Genomic DNA, 1,426 nt, shown 5'->3' with positions numbered 1-1,426 from the left:
TAATGCCGTTCACTTAAGCATTGCAGGTCAGGCGGAGCTTGCCGAGAATCCGGCTTTCACGTGTGGAAGCCGGATTTTTTGTGTCCTTGCAAGCGCGCCTGTTCGATCTCGACGATCTCCATTCATTCTCGGATCTAAGCACATTCACCCAGAACATTCCGATCGAATGGGTCGAATCCGCGCTGCATCTGGCCGATAACGCCACGATCCGACGACGGCGTTTACCGGCCGATCAGGTGCTATGGCTGGTCTTGGGCATGGCGCTGTTTCGTAACGAGCCGGTCGCCGAAGTCGCCCGGCGTCTGAATATCTGCGCCCAAGGTTTGGCCAGCGATCAGCTCCTGGCCGCCAGCGGCGTATCCAAAGCGCGACAGCGCTTAGGTTGTGCCCCGGTCGAATGGCTGTTTCGCCAGACCGGTGCGACGTGGGGTCGAGAGCGTTATCCGGGCGATGACTGGCAGGGCTTGCAGGTGCTGGCCGTGGATGGCGCGGTGCTACGCACGCCGGACACGCCCGAACTGCGTGCCCATTTCGGCTCGGGTAATACATCCACCGCGCGCCAGACGCCCTATCCGATGATGCGGGTGGTGGCGTTGATGAACGTGCGCTCGCACGTGGTTCTGGACGCCCAACTGAGCCCCTACCGCCACAACGAGATGCGCTTAGCCGCCGACTTCATCGATCGGGTGCCCGATCATTCGATCACGCTGTTCGACAAGGGCTTCTGGAGTGCGGATCTATTGTGCCGCCTGGCCGACCAGGGCACGGCCCGCCACTGGTTAATTCCGGCCCGCAAGAACGTCGTGACCGAAACGCTTGAAACCTATAACGACCACGATCGGCTCGTGCGGATGCGGGTCTCGCCCCAGGCACAACGTAAGAATCCGGCGCTGCCGGAGACCTGGACGGCCCGAGTGGTGGATACGGTGACCGATCAAGGGACATTACGCACGATATTGACCTCCCTGCCTGCCGCCGACTATGACACCGAAGCCGTGGCCGCGCTGTATGACGAGCGCTGGGAAATCGAGGTGGGCTTCCGGGACATCAAAAGCGCGTTGCAGCACAACGCGCTGACGCTACGCAGCAAGACCGTCGTGTTGGCCTATCAAGAAGTCTGGGGCTTGCTGCTGGCCTACAACGTGATCCGGCGAGAAGCCAGTCAGGCCGCGCTGGCGCACGGCGTCGATCCGACCCGCATCCGGTTCAAGTTCGCGTATCAATATATCGCGGCACAACTCATCGTCATGGCCGCCGCCCAGCCGCTGTCCAAGACCGGGGCGCGATTATCCGAACTCAGAGCCGGGGTGGCACAGCTTTGTCTCGATCACCGCTCTCGGCCCGGGCGGCCGAGAGCGGTGAAGATGTCCAAGACCCGCTATCCCGTGAATAAGCAGGCTTCCCCGCTTAAGTGAACGGCATTACG

The 1,426-nt window shown here is 61.6% G+C and carries 1 protein-coding gene; it reads left to right on the top strand.

The genetic code is table 11. The features are described 5' to 3' along the window. Positions 1 to 86 precede the first annotated feature (86 nt). Positions 87 to 1,415, top strand: a complete 1,329-nt coding sequence (locus SAHL_RS02135) for an IS4 family transposase (RefSeq protein WP_123589774.1) — start codon at positions 87 to 89, stop codon at positions 1,413 to 1,415. Positions 1,416 to 1,426: the final 11 nt, after the last annotated feature.

Source organism: Salinisphaera orenii subsp. halophila YIM 95161, from assembly GCF_003732545.1.
In the GTDB taxonomy this organism is placed as follows: domain Bacteria; phylum Pseudomonadota; class Gammaproteobacteria; order Nevskiales; family Salinisphaeraceae; genus Salinisphaera; species Salinisphaera orenii_A.
Note: the sequence above shows the minus strand (reverse complement) of the source record. Positions and strands in the feature narration are given on the sequence as shown.